Source organism: Bacillus kalamii (assembly GCF_047238185.1).
Taxonomy (GTDB): Bacteria; Bacillota; Bacilli; order Bacillales; family DSM-1321; genus Bacillus_AD.
Map to the genome: position 1 here is coordinate 977,238 of NZ_JBDFMI010000006.1, position 18,349 is coordinate 995,586.

Genomic DNA, 18,349 nt, shown 5'->3' on the forward strand with positions numbered 1-18,349 from the left:
ACAACAGGTTGATATTCCTGTACCACCTCTTTATCGTTTGAGCAATGGAGGGACGCAGTAAGATAGAGTAAGCGCACTGTTGGATATGTGCGTCTAAGCAGTTAGGCTGGCAATGAGGCAAATCCCATTGCCGTGAAGGCGGAGCTGTGATAGCGAGGGAAATTTAGTACCGAAGTTCTTGATTCTACACTGCCAAGAAAAGCTTCTAGCGAGATAAAAGGTGCCCGTACCGCAAACCGACACAGGTAGGCGAGGAGAGAATCCTAAGGTGTGCGAGAGAACTCTCGTTAAGGAACTCGGCAAAATGACCCCGTAACTTCGGGAGAAGGGGTGCTCTGGTAGGGTGCAAGCCCGAGAGAGCCGCAGTGAATAGGCCCAGGCGACTGTTTAGCAAAAACACAGGTCTCTGCGAAGCCGCAAGGCGAAGTATAGGGGCTGACGCCTGCCCGGTGCTGGAAGGTTAAGAGGAGAGGTTAGCGCAAGCGAAGCTTTGAATCGAAGCCCCAGTAAACGGCGGCCGTAACTATAACGGTCCTAAGGTAGCGAAATTCCTTGTCGGGTAAGTTCCGACCCGCACGAAAGGCGTAACGATCTGGGCACTGTCTCAACGAGAGACTCGGTGAAATTATAGTACCTGTGAAGATGCAGGTTACCCGCGACAGGACGGAAAGACCCCGTGGAGCTTTACTGCAGCCTGATATTGAATTTTGGTACAGCTTGTACAGGATAGGTAGGAGCCTTTGAAGCCGGAGCGCTAGCTTCGGTGGAGGCGTCGGTGGGATACTACCCTGGTTGTATTGAAATTCTAACCCGCACCCCTTATCGGGGTGGGAGACAGTGTCAGGCGGGCAGTTTGACTGGGGCGGTCGCCTCCTAAAATGTAACGGAGGCGCCCAAAGGTTCCCTCAGAATGGTTGGAAATCATTCGTAGAGTGCAAAGGCATAAGGGAGCTTGACTGCGAGACCTACAAGTCGAGCAGGGACGAAAGTCGGGCTTAGTGATCCGGTGGTTCCGCATGGAAGGGCCATCGCTCAACGGATAAAAGCTACCCCGGGGATAACAGGCTTATCTCCCCCAAGAGTCCACATCGACGGGGAGGTTTGGCACCTCGATGTCGGCTCATCGCATCCTGGGGCTGTAGTCGGTCCCAAGGGTTGGGCTGTTCGCCCATTAAAGCGGTACGCGAGCTGGGTTCAGAACGTCGTGAGACAGTTCGGTCCCTATCCGTCGCGGGCGCAGGAAATTTGAGAGGAGCTGTCCTTAGTACGAGAGGACCGGGATGGACGCACCTCTGGTGTACCAGTTGTCTTGCCAAAGGCATCGCTGGGTAGCTATGTGCGGACGGGATAAGTGCTGAAAGCATCTAAGCATGAAGCCCCCCTCAAGATGAGATTTCCCATAGCGTCAAGCTAGTAAGACCCCTGAGAGATGATCAGGTTGATAGGTTCGAGATGGAAGTGTGGCGACACATGGAGTTGACGGATACTAATCGGTCGAGGACTTAACCAAATTGTTGTTTGATTTACTTTTGACTCTGTTATCTAGTTTTGAAGGAATAACATTCCTTTATATGTCTGGTAATGATGGCGAAGAGGCCACACCCGTTCCCATTCCGAACACGGAAGTTAAGCTCTTCAGCGCCGATGGTAGTTGGGGGTTTCCCCCTGTGAGAGTAGGACGTTGCCAGGCAACACAAAGATCAGCGATCGCGCTGGTCTTTTTTTATCTTTTATTTATTTTAGAATAACAATTTGTTATTACTATAAAAATAAAAATAAAAAAAATATAAGTAAACACTTGAAAAAAATATAAAAAGTATTATAATCATTATTATATTAATAATATGTCTGGTAATGATGGCGAAGAGGTCACACCCGTTTCCATTCCGAACACGGAAGTTAAGCTCTTCAGCGCCGATGGTAGTTGGGGGTTTCCCCCTGTGAGAGTAGGACATTGCCAGGCACGGAAGAGATCAGTGTAAATGAGCACTGGTCTTTTTTGTATTCATTTTTAATTGTGAATTTAATATGGTATATAATGCTGACAATGATTATAGATATTGTTGGAATTTTCTGGAATGATCAGGATAGATGAGAAGCCTATCTTAAGAGCCTGTGAGTAAATAAATAAGTAAACGCAAAAAAGGTGGATGGCCAAATAGTTTATGTAGGTAAAGAAAAGGGTTTCCTTATTAATTTAGGACATCCTTTTCTTTGCCTTTTGGGCTTTTACTGTGAATCTGGGCCAACAAGCCTTCAACACAGCACAATCATTTTAGGCAACACTAACAGAGCCCGGGGCAATAGAGTGTACGTTAAACATTCCTTTTTTAAATTTTGAGGGCAATAAATAAAACAATTGGGTGTAGAGAATAATAAATAGTAGCCGCGTTGAAATAGAATGAATGAATTTGAATGTTTTTGATACAAATATGATATTTAATGATTGTTTTTGAATGAAAGTGATTGATTTTGGCTGTTTTATATCCTATACTATGTGTAGCGAATGAGGATAAAGGAGTGAGTGTATGTTAACGGCTGAACGTCATCACATAATTCTTGAGCAATTGAGTGAGCATGGAGTGGTTGAACTGCAATGTTTAGTCCAGACAACTGATTCATCAGAATCAACTATCCGTAGAGATTTGGCTTTACTCGAGGAAAAAGGGTTGCTGAAGCGAATACATGGAGGCGCTACACTTCCTTATTCTAAAATTGATGAACCGGACATGCAGGATAAATCAACCAAAAACCTTCAGGATAAGAAACTGATTGCTGAATATGCGGTTGGCTTAATCCGGGATGGCGATTGCATTTATCTGGACGCCGGAAGCACCTTATCGGAAATGCTGCCTTATCTGAAAGAAAAAAAGGTGGTCGTTGTTACCAATGGATTGATGCATATCGATTCGTTGATTGCTTCCAAAATAACTTCTTATCTATTAGGCGGCCGTATTAAAGGAAATACAAAAGCCATAGTAGGATCGGTTGCGCAGGAAAATCTGAAGCAATACCGATTTGATAAATGTTTCTTGGGTATGAACGGAATTGATCCCCAATTAGGATTCACGACACCGGATCCGGAAGAAGGAGCCCTTAAACGAATAGCGATGGACTTAGCAGAAGAAGCGTTTGTCCTGGCAGATAAAACAAAATTTAATGATACGTTTTTCTCGAAGGTAGGAGAAGTGGCGGAAGCTACAATCATTACAGCAAATATTGATCATAAGCTTCAGAAGGCTTATCAAGAGAAAACCAAAATAAAGGTTGTGACAACATGATATACACAGTAACGCTTAACCCTTCAATCGATTTTATCGTTGAAGTAGATGATTTTAAATTGGACCATTTAAACCGAATGGACCGTGAAAGCAAATTTGCAGGCGGTAAAGGAATTAATGTATCGCGTGTATTGGCGCATATCGGGATACAATCAAAAGCGCTTGGATTTCTTGGCGGTTTTACCGGCGGCTTCATCCAAGATACTTTGGAAGAGGAAGGTATACAGGCAGACTTTGTAAAGGTATCAGAAGATACGCGTATTAACATAAAGCTTAAAACAGGCAAGGAAACGGAGATCAACGGCCAGGGACCGAATTTGTCTGCTGAAAATATGGATGAGCTTATGAAAAAGCTGGATGTGCTGAAGGACGGCGACATTCTTGTCTTGGCGGGGAGCATACCTCCTTCATTGCCAAAAACACTGTATTCGGAGTTAACGGCTGCATTCAGTAAGCGTGGAGTAAAAGTGGTGGTCGATGCAGGCGGTTCCGTCTTGGCAGAAGTATTGAAAGATCATCCTTTCTTGGTGAAACCGAATCACCACGAGTTAAGTGAGTTATTTGGGACAGAAATCACCACTGTAGAAGATGTCATCCCTTTTGGCCGCAAAGTGGTCGAAATGGGTGCCCAAAATGTTATTGTGTCAATGGCAGGTGACGGAGCGTTGCTTTTCACAGGCGGAGAGGTGTATACAGCCACAATTCCAAAAGGGAAGGTCCGCAACTCCGTTGGGGCAGGTGACTCGCTTGTTGCTGGATTCATCGGTACGTATTCACAAGAACATGATTTCGTAAAGGCTTTCCAGGTAGCAGTCGCTACAGGGAGTGCTACAGCATTCAGTGATGATTTGGCATCGAAAGAAAAAATCGATTCTTTATTGAATCAAGTAAAAATCGAAAAAATACAAGGTTAAGGTGGTATTGAACATCATGAGGATAACAGATTTATTGAAAAAAGATACCGTCATCATTAATCTTTCCGCTAACACGAAAGCAGAAGCGATTGATGAAATGGCGACGAAATTATATGAAGCAGGTCGTTTGAACAGCCTAGAAGGATACAAGGAAGCGATTCTGGCTCGCGAAGCGCAAAGTACGACTGGAATCGGAGAAGGGATTGCCATCCCGCATGCAAAGACGGATGCAGTAAAAACGCCGGCTATTTTGTTCGCTAAATCATCTGAAGGCGTTGATTATGAATCATTAGATGGCCAGCCAGCTCACTTGCTGTTTATGATTGCAGCAAGCGCAGGCGCAAACAATGAACATTTGGAGACTCTATCACGTTTGTCTTCATTATTGATGGATACAGCATTTCGCCAAGAATTGCTTAATGCCAAGACGCCTGATGAAGTCATTGCTATTATCGATAAAAAAGAAACAGAAGAAGATGGGGAAGAAGAAGCAGTTGCCGAAACTTCTGCAAATGAAACTCTTGTACTAGCGGTTACAGCTTGCCCGACAGGAATTGCGCATACGTATATGGCAGCAGATGCGCTAAAAGCAAAAGCCAAGGAGAGAGGCATTGCATTCAAAGTTGAAACAAATGGATCTACTGGGGTAAAAGGCAAGTTAACGCCTGAAGATATTGAAAAGGCAACTGCCATTATTGTTGCAGCTGATAAGAAGGTCGAGATGGACCGTTTTGCAGGAAAGCATGTTATTGAGGTGCCTGTTGCAGCAGGTATCCGCAAGACAGATGAATTGCTGGATAAAGCGGTTCAGCAAGATGCTCCAGTTTACCAAGCGAGCGGAGACAGCAAGGCCTCTGGGGATGAAGATAAAGGAAATAAGTCTTACTTCTATAAACCAATCATGAATGGCGTTTCCAATATGCTTCCGTTTGTTGTGGGCGGCGGTTTGCTTATCGCCCTTTCATTCCTTTTCGGTGGAATCCATGCAGAAGGTGTTTTTGCTGAAGCGCTTAATACAATCGGCGCAACTAATGCATTCAGCTTATTAGTGCCTGTTCTTGCCGGATTTATAGCTATGGCGATCGGTGACAGACCAGCATTCGCTCCAGGTATGGTCGGCGGTTTATTGGCTGCTACTGGCGGCGCCGGATTCCTTGGCGGTTTAATTGCCGGATTCCTTGCAGGTTATGTTGTTATTGGCCTGAAGAAATTATTTGCAGGCCTTCCACAAGCTTTTGAAGGCATTAAGCCAGTCTTGTTATATCCATTCTTCGGAATGCTGGTTGTCGGCTTAATTATGATTTTTGTTGTCAATACACCTGTTAAATTCGTGATGGATGCTCTAACTGGATGGTTAGGCGGCATGACCGGGACAAATGCTGTCTTACTTGGTATTATTCTTGGCGGTATGATGGCGGTCGATATGGGTGGTCCGATCAATAAGGCTGCATTTACGTTCGGTATCGCTATGATTGATGCAGGCAACTTTGCTCCACAAGCGGCTGTTATGATCGGCGGTATGGTTCCGCCGCTAGGATTAGCTATTGCAACTACTTTCTTCCGCAATAAATTTACGCAAGCGGAAAAGGATGCTGGAAAAACAAACTATGTTATGGGTCTTTCGTTCATTACAGAAGGCGCTATCCCATTTGCGGCTGCGGACCCAATCCGTGTCATTGTCAGCTCTGTAGTTGGTGCAGCGGTAGCTGGCGGTTTGGCTCTATTCTTTGGATGTACATTGCAAGCGCCGCATGGCGGAATTTTCGTCATTTGGGCGGTTAAGAATCCTGTCATGTATTTTGTATCATTAGTCATCGGTTCCATAATCACTGCCTTAATGGTCGGATTTTGGAAGAAACCAGTGGACCAAAAATAAGAATTCAATCCCTTCAATGAAATGCATTGAGGGGATTTTTTTATGGGTTAATAATGTTAATATTCAGTTATTGTTAGAAATTCTTTTTCAAAAAATGAATAAATCGTGAAGAATTTAAAACGGCACGCTTACAATGCACCATTATGCCAAAACATAAATTGACTCTAAAACTTTATTTTGATAAGTTGGTAGTATCTTAATAGAATGTAACCCTTTAACGAAGTTGAAGGGGATTTTTTTCATGTATTTTACTATATATAGTTTAATCTGTATATTTTTTATCAATATATTGTGTTGGGAGTTGGGAGTGCATGATTACAGAAGTTAGCAAGAGGGATGGCAGAATCATCTCGTTTGACCCTGAAAAAATAACAAGAGCGATCTATAAAGCGGCCCAGCAAGTGGCTGAAAAAGAAGGGAAAGAAGCAGATTACCATCTATCAGAGGAACTGATGGGTTATGTGGTTACACTGCTGAATGAGACATATAAAGAGCATGTTCCGACGGTGGAGGAAATCCAGGACGTAGTAATCAAAGTTCTGGTTGAACACGGCCATGCCAAAACAAGTGAGCAATATATCCTCTACCGGGCCGAGCGAAGCAGAATAAGGGATTCAAAAAGCAGATTGATGAATGCGATTAAGGAGATTACATTCTTAGATGCAGATGATGCCGATATTAAGAGAGAAAATGCTAATATAGATGGAAACACAGCGATGGGAACGATGCTGCAATACGGAAGTACGGTATCTAAAGAATTTTGTAAAAGCAATGTCTTAAAACCGTCGCATTCAAGTGCACATGACGAGGGCGATATTCATATCCATGATATGGATTTCTTGAATATGGGTACATTAACATGCTGCCAAATTGATTTAATCCAATTGTTTGATGGCGGTTTTTCTACAGGCCACGGTTTTCTGAGGGAGCCGAACGATATTAGCTCCTATGCTGCTTTGGCTGCGATTGCGATCCAAAGCAACCAGAATGACCAGCACGGCGGCCAAAGCGTTCCATACTTTGATTATGGACTGGCTGAAGGTGTAAAGAAAACATTCAAGAAAGTGTATACGAGCCATTTGAAAAAAGCCATTAAGCTGTATAAGGATTTGGAGGAAGACCAAGCTGAATTTGTGAAAGAAGCGATGCTGATCGCAGAAAATGATACGCGCTGCCGTCTGCAAATGACGTTGGACGATCGCTATAAACAAGCAGAAAAAGAATTGATCATGAAAATATTCCAGATTGATGATGAGCTTGCTGAAAAAATTCAGGCCTTTGCTTATAAGGAAGCCTATCAAGAAACGAATAAACGGACGTACCAAGCGATGGAGGCGTTCATCCATAATTTGAATACCATGCATTCCCGCGCTGGAGCACAAGTGCCATTCAGCTCAGTCAATTTCGGGACAGATATAACGCCGGAAGGCAGAATGGTCTCAGAGAATTTACTTCTTGCCTTGGAGGCAGGGTTAGGAAATGGAGAGACTCCTATCTTTCCTATTTTAATCTTTAAGGTGAAAGAAGGAATCAATTTAAACGCTGGGGATCCCAACTATGATTTATTCAAGCTTGCGTGCCGTGTATCCGCCAAACGGCTATTTCCAAACTTTAGCTTCCTGGATGCTCCTTTCAATGCCCAATATTATGTGGAGGGAAGACCGGAAACGGAGGCTACTTATATGGGATGCCGAACCAGAGTGCTTGGCAATGTGTGCGGCGACGATATCGTCAGCGGCCGCGGCAATATTTCTTTCACTACGATCAATTTGCCCCGCCTTGGCATTAAGCACGGCTTGGTATACGCTGATAAAGCTGACCTTAAGGGCTTCTTCACAGAATTGGATGAGAAAATCGACCTGATTATCGACCAATTGCTGGAGCGGATGGCCGTACAGGGAAGCAAGCGTGTGAAGAACTTCCCGTTCTTGATGGGACAGCATATTTGGCATGGATCGGAAGAGCTAGGATGGGAGGATACATTGGAAGAGGTCATCAAACAAGGGACCCTTACGCTCGGATTTATCGGGCTGGCCGAGTGTCTGGTCGCCCTTACCGGCAAGCATCATGGTGAGAGCGATGAATCCCAGAAGCTCGGGCTTTCCATTATAGGCCATATGCGGCAACGGATGGACGAAGCAGCTGAAACGTACGGTTTGAATTTTTCTTTGATTGCGACACCTGCGGAAGGGCTGGCAGGCCGCTTTACTAGTATGGACCGCAACAAATTTGGTGAAATAAAAGGCGTTACCGATAAGGAATATTATACAAATTCCTTCCATGTGCCAGTTTATTATAAGATTAATGCTTTTCAAAAAATCGAGAAAGAAGCTCCGTATCACGAGCTGACGAATGCCGGCCATATTACGTATATTGAACTTGACGGCGATCCAACGAATAACCTGGAAGCTTTTGAACAAATTATTCATGCCATGAAAGATGTGGGAATCGGTTATGGCAGTATTAACCATCCAGTCGATAGAGATCCTGTGTGCGGCTATACAGGGGTAATTGAAGGGGATGTTTGCCCTTCATGCGGCAGAAAAGAAGATGACGAAAATGTAAAATTTGACCGGATTCGCCGTATTACAGGCTATTTAGTCGGTACGGTCGACCGATTTAATAATGCCAAGAAAGCGGAAGAGCGCGATCGCGTTAAACATATGTAAAAGAGGAGTGAAAAGGGATGGCTGCGAAACTGAGATTGGCTGCCCCGTTGCAATTTGACAGCATTGTCGATGGTCCAGGGCTGCGCATGGTTCTTTGGACGCAAGGCTGCACGCATGCTTGCGAAGGCTGCCACAATCCCCAGACTCACGCTCTGGACGGGGGAGGACTATATGATAGTGCAGAAATCATTAAAGCTATGGAACAGTCCAAGCTTCAGAGGGGCATCACCTTTTCTGGGGGAGATCCTTTGCTGCAGCCGGAAGGGTTATTGCCGATAGCGCAAGCAGCCCATCGTATGGGATTTGATGTATGGGCGTATACAGGCTTCCTCTGGAACGAATTAATGGATAAGAAGCATCCTAAATATAAAGAGATTCAAGTTTTACTGCCTTATATAGATGTACTGGTCGACGGTCGCTATGTCGAACGAAAGAAACATATTGACCTGTTATTCAGGGGTTCTTCCAATCAGTGCATTATCGATGTGAGGAAATCGCTGGAGGCCGGCCGTAAAATTGTACTGGACCATTATATGGAACGATGAAATTACTAATAGTGGACAGGAACGCCCTTGAAGAGAGTGGACATCTTCAGGGGCGTTTTGCTTTATATTCACTTTTCTGCCTTGTCTATTAAGCGGAATTTCGTTACACTTACTGCAATATACTAAGAAGGAAGTCCGCTTCGGGCAAAGACAGAGATGGAGGGCAGCAGCTACATGACTGCAAAAAAGAAATTTGAAGTAGAAGATAACGAAACAATCGATATGTGCTTAGACCGGATCAACCAAGAAGGCTATATGCCGGTCCGTCGAATCGAAAAGCCGGTTTTTAAAGAAATGAAAAAAGATGGGAAAGTCATTTACGAGCCGGTTGCTCAAAAAATTGTTTTTGATACAATTAAAAAACCTTAAAAACGAACAATTGATTATGATGAAGTTTTAATGTTCGATTTTAGGTTGACAATAAATTAATTAACTTGTTAATATGTAACTATATTACATGTGTCTCTCATATAATCTTGGGGATATGGCCCATAAGTTTCTACCCGATTGCCGTAAATGATCGGACTATGAGAGGAAGTACATACTATATGGGTGAATTATCTTGTCTTCCTCAGGAAGATAATGGATTTTTTAACTTCCCGGATAGTTTACTTTCTCTTGCAGAAGTAGACTATCCGTTTTTTGTTGTTTTTGGTTTTATGGCGAATTCAGATGGGAGATGAGTGGATGAAGCCGGTAGTTGGCGTCATAATGGGAAGCATTTCAGATTGGGAAACAATGAAACATGTATGCGAGGTGCTGGATAAGCTGGAAATTCCATATGAAAAGAAAGTGGTTTCTGCACATAGGACACCAGATCTTATGATGGAATATGGAGAAACGGCAAGAGAAACAGGCTTAAAAGTGATCATTGCAGGGGCGGGCGGTGCTGCGCATCTGCCTGGTATGGTAGCGGCTAAGACAACGTTGCCGGTCATCGGTGTGCCTGTCCAGACAAAAGCGTTGAATGGAATGGATTCACTGCTGTCAATCGTCCAGATGCCAGGCGGCGTGCCAGTCGCAACTGTTGCCATCGGGCGTGCAGGCGCAACAAACGCAGGCTTGCTGGCTGCACAAATTCTTTCAACTGCTGATTCTTCATTGGCGGAACGGCTTGATGAAATGAGAAATGAAACGGAAAAGAAGGTGCTTGAGAGCAGTGGACAACTTTTGTAACGCCATTTTACCAGGACAGACAATTGGGATTATCGGAGGCGGCCAGCTAGGGAGAATGATGGCCCTTGCAGCGAGGAATGCCGGATTTAACATTGCGGTTCTTGATCCAACCCCGCAATGCCCATGCGGCCAGGTTGCCGATTATGAAATTACAGCTAACTATAACGATATAGAGGCCATCAAGAAATTGGCTGAAATCAGTGACGTCATCACATTTGAATTTGAAAATATAAGCGGAGAGGCTCTTGAATGGCTGACCGAGCATGCATATGTTCCACAAGGGTCGAGCCTGTTAAAGATCAGCCAGAACCGAATAATAGAGAAGAGAGCCATTCAGAATGCCGGTGTCCAAGTAGCCCCATACGAGGTTGTGCAGCAAGCGGAAGATTTAGAAGATGCGGTCAGGGAAATCGGTTTCCCATGCGTCCTGAAGACAGCTACAGGCGGTTACGATGGGAAAGGCCAGTATGTACTGAAAAGTGAAAAGGATTGTTCGGAAGCTCAGAGTTTGCTCCAGCATGGAGAGTGTGTGCTTGAAGCCTGGGTCCCTTTTGAAAAAGAAATATCGGTGATTGTGTCGCGGAATGTAAATGGTGAGACAGCTGTCTTTCCGGTAGCGGAGAATATCCACCTTGAAAATATATTGCATCAAAGCATTGTCCCTGCCCGAATCAGCAAGGATACTGAACATGAGGCCCTGCAAAAAGCGTTACGTATTGCAGACCATACAGAAATGGTCGGGTTGTTGGCCGTTGAAATGTTTGTGACGAAAGAAGGGCATATTTATATTAATGAATTGGCTCCACGTCCGCATAATTCCGGCCATTATACGATGGAGGCTTGTGAAACATCGCAATTTGAGCAGCATATCCGTGCGATTTGCAATTGGAAGCTTGGAAACACGGCTCTTCTGAAACCGGTAGTAATGGTGAATATATTGGGAGAGCATGTTGAACCATTGCTGAAAAATATTCCAGACTTAGAAGATTGGAAGATCCATCTGTACGGAAAGGCTGAAGCGAAGCGGAAGCGGAAAATGGGACATGTGAATGTATTAAGGGAAACGATAGAGGAAGCGTTGGCAGAAGCGGAAGCCAGCGGCATTTGGACAGAGCGCCAAGCATAATAATCGGAGGTATTACAAATGATTGAACGTTATACAAGACCTGAAATGGGCGCAATTTGGACAGAAGAAAACCGTTTTAAAGCATGGCTGGAGGTAGAAATCCTGGCTTGTGAAGCTTGGGCTGAGCTTGGGGAAATCCCTAAAGAAGATGTGAAGCTTATCCGCGAAAATGCATCTTTTGATGTAGACCGGATCAAGGAAATCGAAGAAGAAACACGCCATGACGTAGTTGCATTTACGCGAGCTGTCTCAGAAACATTAGGAGAGGAGCGGAAATGGGTGCATTATGGGCTTACGTCAACAGACGTTGTTGATACTGCTCTTTCCTATCTGATTAAACAAGCAAATGAAATTCTCCAGGCCGACCTAGAACGATTCATCGGTATTCTTAAAGAGAAGGCCCAGGAACATAAATATACGGTTATGATGGGGCGTACACACGGTGTCCATGCAGAACCGACAACTTTTGGACTGAAGATGGCACTTTGGTATGAAGAGATGAAGCGCAACCTGGAACGCTTCAAAGCAGCGAGAGAAACGATTGAATATGGAAAGATGTCAGGGGCTGTCGGCACATACGCGAATATCGATCCATTCGTTGAGAAATATGTTTGTGAAAAACTGGGGACTAAGCCGTCGTTGATTTCCACACAAACCTTGCAGCGTGACCGCCATGCACAATATATGAGCACGTTGGCTTTGATTGCCACAAGTATCGAAAAATTTGCCACTGAAGTGCGTGGATTGCAGAAGAGCGAAACACGGGAAGTAGAAGAGTTTTTCGCGAAAGGGCAAAAGGGATCTTCCGCCATGCCTCATAAGCGCAACCCGATCGGTTCCGAAAATATGACTGGGTTGGCACGTGTTATTCGCGGGTATATGTTGACTTCTTATGAAAATGTCTCGTTATGGCATGAACGCGATATCTCTCATTCTTCCGCTGAGCGCATTATCTTGCCGGATGCAACAATTGCCCTTAACTATATGTTAAATAGATTTGGCAATATTGTTAAGAATCTTACGGTGTTCCCGGATAATATGAAACGCAATATGGACCGGACACTTGGATTGATTTACTCTCAAAGAGTATTGCTGGCATTAATCGATAAAGGGCTTGTTCGCGAGGAAGCGTATGATACAGTCCAGCCGAAAGCCATGCAGTCATGGGAGGAGCAAGTTCCATTCCGTACACTGATTGAAGGGGATGAAAAAATTACGAGCCATCTGTCCCCTGAGGAAATTGCAGATTGCTTCGACTATCAATATCATTTGAAAAATGTTGACTTTATTTTTGAACGCTTAGGTTTATAATAGGTACCCCCCCTCTGCCGGAGGGAAATGCTGCGGTATTGTTCTTTACGGCGCACAATCCTAAGGTGGCTCTGTGTGCCTTATGGAAGAGGATAAAGCTGACAATTAAAAACATCTGTGGAGTATAAAGGTCTTCCGGATGTTTTTTTAACACTATATTTTGCCAATATTCCAAAAACGGAGGCATACACATGGAAAAGCGAGCATTGCTATATCAAGGGAAAGCAAAACGGGTTTACGCAACAGAACAAGAAGGGGTTGTTTGGCTGGAATATACAGACCAAGCAACTGCATTCAACGGCGAGAAGAAAGAACAGATTGCCGGAAAGGGCGTTCTGAATAACGAGATTACAAGTTTGCTATTTTCAATGCTTAAAGAAGAAGGGATTGAATCCCACTTTATAGAGCGAATTTCAGACCGCGAACATTTGGCTAAAAAAGTGGATATCGTACCTTTGGAGGTCGTTGTCCGCAATATAGCTGCCGGAAGTCTTTCGAAAAGGATCGGCCTTGAAGAGGGCGTTGTTCTGAAGCATCCGATCATGGAATTTTATTATAAAAACGATGATCTTGGAGATCCGCTTTTGAATGATTCGCATATTGAGCTTTTGGGTCTGGCGACTGGACAGGAGCTGAAGCGAATAAGCGATCAGGCTTTGAAAATTAATGAAGTGCTTACCCGTTACTTCGACGGGCGGTCCATCCGTTTGATCGATTTCAAATTGGAGTTTGGCAAGCTGCCGGATGGAGAAATCATCCTGGCAGATGAAATTTCGCCGGATACGTGCCGCCTTTGGGACAAAGAAACCGATGAGAAGCTTGATAAGGATGTGTTCCGCAGAAATCTTGGGAACATTACAGATGCATATGAACAGATATTAACCCGACTTGGAGGAACGAAAACATGTACAAAGTAAAAGTGTATGTAACATTGCGTGAGAGTGTATTGGATCCACAGGGAGCTGCCGTGAAGCATTCATTGAACAGCCTTTCATATGCAGAGGTAGAAGACGTCCGCATCGGAAAATATATGGAATTATCCATTGGCAAGACTGACCGCGATATCCATGATGTGGTGAAGGAAGTGTGTGAAAAGCTGTTGGTGAACACAGTGATTGAAGACTACCGATATGATATCGAGGAGGTTGTCGCCCAGTGAAATTCGCAGTGATTATGTTCCCAGGTTCCAATTGTGATGTTGACATGTTCCACGCAATCAAGGATGAGCTGGGAGAAGAGGTTGAGTATGTTTGGCATACAGAAGGCGACCTAACCGATTTTGACGGCATTCTTCTTCCGGGGGGATTCTCCTATGGAGACTACTTGCGTTCTGGAGCGATCGCCCGGTTTTCAAATGTGATGGAGCAGGTAGTGAAAGCTGCTGAAGCCGGCAAGCCGGTGCTTGGCGTCTGCAATGGGTTCCAAATCCTTCTGGAGGCGGGGTTATTGCCTGGGGCCATGAGACGCAATGAGAGCCTGCATTTTATCTGCCGGAATGTACAGCTCAAGGTGGAGAACAATGAAACAATGTTTACCAATATGTACAATCAGGGGGAGATCATCACGATCCCTATCGCCCATGGCGAAGGAAATTATTATTGTGATGAGCTTACTTTACAAAAACTGAAAGAAAACAAACAAATTGTCTTTACATATGAAGGGAATAATCCGAATGGCAGCCTTGGGAGCATTGCTGGCATTACAAATGAAACAGGGAATGTACTTGGAATGATGCCGCATCCTGAACGTGCTGTCGATTCATTATTGGGCAGTGCAGACGGGCTTAATCTTTTTAAATCTATCGTCAAACAATGGAGGGAATCATATGTCGTTACTGCTTGAGCCAAGTCCGGAGAGTATTTTAACGGAACAAATATATGCAGAAATGGGATTGTCTGCTGAAGAATTCGACATGGTGAAGAACATTCTTGGGCGTTTGCCGAATTATACAGAGTTAGGCTTATTTTCAGTCATGTGGTCAGAGCACTGTTCTTATAAAAATTCCAAGCCTGTATTGAAAAAATTCCCTGTCACCGGTGAAAAAGTGCTGCAAGGTCCCGGAGAAGGAGCTGGTATCGTTGATATCGGCGATGGGCAGGCAGTCGTGTTTAAAATTGAATCGCATAACCACCCGTCAGCCATTGAACCGTACCAAGGAGCTGCAACAGGAGTGGGCGGCATTATCCGTGATGTTTTTTCAATGGGAGCCCGTCCGATTGCCATGCTGAATTCATTGCGCTTCGGAGAATTGGATGATGCACGCGTTAAATATCTATTCAAGGAAATCGTAGCAGGAATAGCCGGTTACGGGAATTGCATCGGCATTCCGACGGTAGGAGGAGAAATCCAATTTGATGATTGCTATGATGGAAATCCATTAGTCAATGCTATGTGCGTAGGATTGATCGACCATAAAGATATCAAGAAGGGCCAGGCGCACGGCGTCGGCAATACAGTCATGTATGTAGGTGCAAAAACAGGGCGCGATGGCATCCATGGAGCCACATTTGCTTCCGAGGAATTGACTGAAACATCCGGCGATAACCGTCCCGCTGTCCAGGTCGGCGATCCTTTTATGGAAAAACTGCTGTTGGAGGCTTGCCTTGAACTGATCCACTGTGATGCACTTGTGGGGATTCAGGATATGGGAGCTGCCGGTCTTACTAGTTCCTCTGCAGAAATGGCCAGCAAAGCCGGGTCTGGGATTGAAATGAATCTGGATTTGGTGCCTCAGCGTGAAACAGGTATGACAGCATATGAAATGATGTTATCCGAATCACAAGAGCGGATGCTGATTGTAGTGACGAAAGGCCGCGAGCAGGAAATTGTCGATCTATTTTCGAAGTATGATCTTGAAGCTGTGGCAATCGGCCATGTAACGGATGATAAACAATTGCGCTTGCTCCACAACGGGAAAGTGGTGGCCGATGTGCCGGTTGATGCATTAGCTGAGGATGCTCCTGTATATCATAAACCATCCTCAGAGCCTGATTACTATGCTAAGTTCAAAGATATGGATTTAGACACGCCTACCATTGAAGATTGCGGCGGGACTTTGAAGCAATTGCTGTCACAGGCGACAATTGCAAGCAAGGAATGGGTATACGACCAGTACGATTATATGGTCCGCACCAATACAGTCGTAGCGCCCGGATCAGATGCGGCAGTGCTCCGTATTCGGGAGAGCAACAAAGCATTAGCGATGACCACTGACTGTAATTCACGCTATATCTATCTTGATCCGGAGGTTGGCGGAAAAATTGCCGTGGCGGAAGCGGCGCGGAATATCGTATGCTCTGGCGCTGAGCCTCTGGCTATTACTGATTGCCTGAATTTCGGAAATCCAGAGAAGCCAGATATTTTTTGGCAAATTGAAAAATCCACCGATGGCATGAGTGAAGCTTGTACTTTCCTTGGGACGCCAGTCATCGGAGGGAATGTATCACTTTATAATGAAACAAATAGTGAAGCCATCTACCCCACGCCTGTAGTCGGCATGGTTGGATTGGTGCACGATTTAGCTCATATTACAACTCAATATTTCAAGCAAGCTGGTGATGCAGTCTATATTATCGGCTCGGCCAAGCCGGAATGGGGAGGCACCGAACTGCAGAAGCTTCTTCACGGTGAGATTTTCGGGCCTGCTCCAGCAATCGACTTAACGGTTGAAGCAAAACGCCAAAACCAATTATTGAATGCGATCCGTGCAGGAATCATATCTTCTGCGCATGATGTAGCGGAGGGCGGATTAGCTGTTGCCGTTGCTGAATCATTATTCGGCGGAAAAGGATTTGGCGCCTCTTTGACAGTGCATGAAGATGCAGTAACAGAATTGTTCAGTGAAACGCAATCACGCTTTGTCGTGTCAGTTCCACAGAGCAAACGAAGCCAGTTCGAGCAGCTTGTCGAAGATGCCGAGTTCATTGGCGATGTCACAGATTCAGGAACGTTGGTTGTTATGGATGGGAAAGGCGAACAAATACTTCGAGAAGACTTGAACGAATTGGAGTCTGCCTGGAAAGGGGCAATAAGATGCTTGCTGAATTAAAGGGATTGAATGAGGAATGTGGCGTCTTTGGAGTATGGGGGCATCCTGATGCGGCCCAGATCACCTATTATGGCTTGCACAGCCTTCAGCATCGTGGACAGGAAGGCGCTGGCATGGTTCTGACAGATGGCCAGAAACTAACGGGTGTTAAAGGAGAAGGCCTTGTGACAGAGGTTTTCACAGAGGAGCGGATGAAAGGGATTTCCGGCAAAGGGGCAATCGGCCATGTTCGCTATGCGACTGCTGGAGGGGGCGGGTATGAGAATGTCCAGCCTCTCCTTTTCCATTTCCAAAATGAAAGCATGGCTCTCGCCCATAATGGAAACCTGATCAATGCCACGCAGCTGAAGGCACAGCTTGAAGCACAGGGAAGCATTTTTCAGACAACATCCGATACGGAAGTGGTCGCCCATCTTATCAGAAGATCAGGATTCACAAGCTTGAAAGACCGCGTCAAAAATGCACTCAGCCTGGTGAAGGGGGCATATGCTTTTACAGTCATGGGAGAAAAAGAGATGATTGTCGCTCTTGATCCACACGGCTTGCGTCCGTTATCCCTGGCGAAATTGGGGGATGCCTATGTTGTTGCATCGGAAACATGCGCCCTTGATTTGGTTGGCGCTGAAATCATCCGCGATATTGATCCGGGGGAATTGCTGGTTATCAATGACGAGGGTGTGACAGCTGAACGCTTTGCGATATCACAGAACAGAGCGATGTGCGCCATGGAATATGTCTATTTTTCCCGCCCAGACAGCAATATTGATGGAATCAATGTACACACGGCCAGAAAGAACATGGGCAAGAAGCTTGCGATGGAAGCATTGATTGATGCAGATGTCGTGACAGGTGTTCCCGATTCGAGTATTTCAGCGGCAATCGGCTATGCGGAAGCATCCGGAATCCCTTATGAAATGGGCTTGATCAAAAACCGCTATGTCGGCAGAACCTTCATTCAGCCATCCCAATCTCTTCGTGAGCAAGGTGTAAAGATGAAGCTAGCTCCTGTCAGGGGAGTTGTCGAAGGGAAAAGGGTTATTATGGTCGATGACTCGATCGTAAGGGGAACGACAAGCAGACGGATCGTCACGATGCTGAAGGAAGCTGGAGCGAAGGAAGTGCATGTTGTCATATCTTCCCCGCCCATCAAGAACCCTTGTTTTTATGGAATTGATACATCAACACGTGAGGAATTAATCGCTTCCGAGAAATCAATTGAGGAAATCCGAGAGTTGATCAATGCGGATTCATTAACATTTTTAAGCGCCCAAGGAATGGTTGAAGCAATTGGTCGCCCATTTCCTGGTGAAACAGGCGGGCAATGCATGGCTTGCTTTACAGGGCATTATCCAACCGAAATTTTCGATGAGGAAACAGTGAACCGTCCGATTCCGGTATGCTGA

15 protein-coding genes, 3 rRNA genes and 1 riboswitch (1 of these 19 running past the window's edge) are annotated in these 18,349 nt (G+C 45.1%); all 18 genes read left to right on the plus strand.

The genetic code is table 11. From position 1 onward, the window contains the following. A 23S ribosomal RNA gene (locus ABC357_RS22680) occupies nucleotides 1-1,510 on the plus strand (it extends 1,426 nt beyond the left edge of the window). Between the two features lie 64 nt (nucleotides 1,511-1,574). Then, nucleotides 1,575-1,690: ribosomal RNA gene (rrf, locus tag ABC357_RS22685) — 5S ribosomal RNA — on the plus strand. Between the two features lie 157 nt (nucleotides 1,691-1,847). Further along, a 5S ribosomal RNA gene (gene rrf, locus ABC357_RS22690) occupies nucleotides 1,848-1,963 on the plus strand. Between the two features lie 565 nt (nucleotides 1,964-2,528). Further along, nucleotides 2,529-3,281: a DeoR/GlpR family DNA-binding transcription regulator gene (locus ABC357_RS22695; RefSeq protein ID WP_412889774.1), complete on the plus strand. Its 753-nt coding sequence runs from the start codon at nucleotides 2,529-2,531 to the stop codon at nucleotides 3,279-3,281. Next, nucleotides 3,278-4,195, plus strand: a complete 918-nt coding sequence (gene pfkB, locus ABC357_RS22700; RefSeq protein WP_412889775.1) for a 1-phosphofructokinase — start codon at nucleotides 3,278-3,280, stop codon at nucleotides 4,193-4,195. Before ABC357_RS22695 ends, pfkB begins: the two co-directional genes overlap by 4 nt. 16 nt (nucleotides 4,196-4,211) lie before the next feature. Beyond that, a complete protein-coding gene (locus ABC357_RS22705; protein WP_412889776.1) occupies nucleotides 4,212-6,071 on the plus strand; it encodes a PTS fructose transporter subunit IIABC in 1,860 nt (619 codons plus the stop codon). Nucleotides 6,072-6,382: 311 nt separating this feature from the next. Next, nucleotides 6,383-8,740: an anaerobic ribonucleoside triphosphate reductase gene (locus ABC357_RS22710; protein ID WP_412889777.1), complete on the plus strand. Its 2,358-nt coding sequence runs from the start codon at nucleotides 6,383-6,385 to the stop codon at nucleotides 8,738-8,740. A gap of 17 nt (nucleotides 8,741-8,757) precedes the next feature. Then, the gene (nrdG, locus tag ABC357_RS22715) at nucleotides 8,758-9,285 is read left to right on the plus strand and encodes an anaerobic ribonucleoside-triphosphate reductase activating protein (protein WP_412889778.1); all 528 of its coding nucleotides are present in this window, start codon (nucleotides 8,758-8,760) and stop codon (nucleotides 9,283-9,285) included. A 174-nt stretch (nucleotides 9,286-9,459) separates the two neighbouring features. Then, on the plus strand, nucleotides 9,460-9,654 hold the full coding sequence (locus ABC357_RS22720; protein ID WP_412889779.1) for an NETI motif-containing protein: 195 nt from the start codon (nucleotides 9,460-9,462) through the stop codon (nucleotides 9,652-9,654). Nucleotides 9,655-9,731: 77 nt separating this feature from the next. Then, a riboswitch (purine riboswitch) is annotated at nucleotides 9,732-9,833 on the plus strand. Next, entirely contained in the window at nucleotides 9,834-9,968 is a 135-nt protein-coding gene (locus ABC357_RS22725; protein WP_412889780.1) for a hypothetical protein, read from the plus strand. A gap of 4 nt (nucleotides 9,969-9,972) precedes the next feature. Then, entirely contained in the window at nucleotides 9,973-10,461 is a 489-nt protein-coding gene (gene purE, locus ABC357_RS22730) for a 5-(carboxyamino)imidazole ribonucleotide mutase (RefSeq protein WP_412889781.1), read from the plus strand. Continuing rightward, the gene (gene purK, locus ABC357_RS22735) at nucleotides 10,445-11,587 is read left to right on the plus strand and encodes a 5-(carboxyamino)imidazole ribonucleotide synthase (protein ID WP_412889782.1); all 1,143 of its coding nucleotides are present in this window, start codon (nucleotides 10,445-10,447) and stop codon (nucleotides 11,585-11,587) included. Before purE ends, purK begins: the two co-directional genes overlap by 17 nt. Before the next feature lie 18 nt (nucleotides 11,588-11,605). Then, on the plus strand, nucleotides 11,606-12,898 hold the full coding sequence (purB, locus tag ABC357_RS22740) for an adenylosuccinate lyase (RefSeq protein ID WP_412889783.1): 1,293 nt from the start codon (nucleotides 11,606-11,608) through the stop codon (nucleotides 12,896-12,898). 191 nt (nucleotides 12,899-13,089) lie between these two features. Then, nucleotides 13,090-13,815: a phosphoribosylaminoimidazolesuccinocarboxamide synthase gene (gene purC / locus ABC357_RS22745; protein WP_412889784.1), complete on the plus strand. Its 726-nt coding sequence runs from the start codon at nucleotides 13,090-13,092 to the stop codon at nucleotides 13,813-13,815. Continuing rightward, the gene (gene purS / locus ABC357_RS22750) at nucleotides 13,803-14,057 is read left to right on the plus strand and encodes a phosphoribosylformylglycinamidine synthase subunit PurS (RefSeq protein ID WP_412889785.1); all 255 of its coding nucleotides are present in this window, start codon (nucleotides 13,803-13,805) and stop codon (nucleotides 14,055-14,057) included. Before purC ends, purS begins: the two co-directional genes overlap by 13 nt. Continuing rightward, nucleotides 14,054-14,740, plus strand: a complete 687-nt coding sequence (gene purQ, locus ABC357_RS22755; protein ID WP_412889786.1) for a phosphoribosylformylglycinamidine synthase subunit PurQ — start codon at nucleotides 14,054-14,056, stop codon at nucleotides 14,738-14,740. Before purS ends, purQ begins: the two co-directional genes overlap by 4 nt. Next, complete coding sequence (gene purL, locus ABC357_RS22760) at nucleotides 14,724-16,946, plus strand: phosphoribosylformylglycinamidine synthase subunit PurL (RefSeq protein WP_412889787.1); 2,223 nt, start codon at nucleotides 14,724-14,726, stop codon at nucleotides 16,944-16,946. The genes purQ and purL overlap by 17 nt, the downstream gene beginning before the upstream one ends. Further along, the gene (gene purF / locus ABC357_RS22765) at nucleotides 16,931-18,349 is read left to right on the plus strand and encodes an amidophosphoribosyltransferase (protein WP_412889788.1); all 1,419 of its coding nucleotides are present in this window, start codon (nucleotides 16,931-16,933) and stop codon (nucleotides 18,347-18,349) included. The genes purL and purF overlap by 16 nt, the downstream gene beginning before the upstream one ends.

Bases quoted from the DNA above. Each gene is read 5' to 3' on its own strand.
- purL (WP_412889787.1), top strand. From the start codon at position 14,724: ATGTCGTTACTGCTTGAGCCAAGTCCGGAGAGTATTTTAACGGAACAA.
- pfkB (WP_412889775.1), top strand. From the start codon at position 3,278: ATGATATACACAGTAACGCTTAACCCTTCAATCGATTTTATCGTTGAA.
- purB (WP_412889783.1), top strand. From the start codon at position 11,606: ATGATTGAACGTTATACAAGACCTGAAATGGGCGCAATTTGGACAGAA.
- nrdG (WP_412889778.1), top strand. From the start codon at position 8,758: ATGGCTGCGAAACTGAGATTGGCTGCCCCGTTGCAATTTGACAGCATT.
- ABC357_RS22710 (WP_412889777.1), top strand. From the start codon at position 6,383: ATGATTACAGAAGTTAGCAAGAGGGATGGCAGAATCATCTCGTTTGAC.
- ABC357_RS22725 (WP_412889780.1), top strand. From the start codon at position 9,834: ATGGGTGAATTATCTTGTCTTCCTCAGGAAGATAATGGATTTTTTAAC.
- ABC357_RS22695 (WP_412889774.1), top strand. From the start codon at position 2,529: ATGTTAACGGCTGAACGTCATCACATAATTCTTGAGCAATTGAGTGAG.
- purE (WP_412889781.1), top strand. From the start codon at position 9,973: ATGAAGCCGGTAGTTGGCGTCATAATGGGAAGCATTTCAGATTGGGAA.
- ABC357_RS22720 (WP_412889779.1), top strand. From the start codon at position 9,460: ATGACTGCAAAAAAGAAATTTGAAGTAGAAGATAACGAAACAATCGAT.
- ABC357_RS22705 (WP_412889776.1), top strand. From the start codon at position 4,212: ATGAGGATAACAGATTTATTGAAAAAAGATACCGTCATCATTAATCTT.
- purS (WP_412889785.1), top strand. From the start codon at position 13,803: ATGTACAAAGTAAAAGTGTATGTAACATTGCGTGAGAGTGTATTGGAT.
- purC (WP_412889784.1), top strand. From the start codon at position 13,090: ATGGAAAAGCGAGCATTGCTATATCAAGGGAAAGCAAAACGGGTTTAC.
- purF (WP_412889788.1), top strand. From the start codon at position 16,931: ATGCTTGCTGAATTAAAGGGATTGAATGAGGAATGTGGCGTCTTTGGA.